The sequence below is a fragment of the Halomonas litopenaei genome, assembly GCF_003045775.1.
GTDB lineage: Bacteria > Pseudomonadota > Gammaproteobacteria > Pseudomonadales > Halomonadaceae > Halomonas > Halomonas litopenaei.
The window spans coordinates 1-374 of sequence record NZ_PXNS01000054.1 but is presented as its reverse complement, the minus strand read 5'-3'; the positions used below and the strand labels follow the sequence as shown (position 1 = coordinate 374).

Annotated in this window: 1 tRNA gene; it reads right to left on the bottom strand. The window is 54.3% G+C overall.

From position 1 onward, the window contains the following. Positions 1–191: 191 nt before the first annotated feature. Positions 192–268, bottom strand: a tRNA-Ile gene (locus C6W88_RS21285). Positions 269–374: the final 106 nt, after the last annotated feature.

Below are 374 nucleotides of genomic sequence, written 5' to 3'. Positions count from 1 at the left end.
GCGGGATCGAACCGCTGACCTCCTGCGTGCAAGGCAGGCGCTCTCCCAGCTGAGCTATGGCCCCATATCCTGTCGGGTATGCTTGACCAGAACCAGCTATCAAACGATGGGCCTGGGCAAATCCGATGCTACCCGGCGAGCTCACCGATCTTCACCACACCAAAGGCGTGCACTCGCTGAACTTATGAAGATGGTGGGTCTGGGCAGACTTGAACTGCCGACCTCACCCTTATCAGGGGTGCGCTCTAACCAACTGAGCTACAGACCCATTGCCGAGCAATATTGGGCATAAATCCCAAACAGTCGTTACTCTTGCTTGATCAGGTAATTCATTGTGAGCACTTACCGACAGTCAGATGACGTGTCGTTTAAGG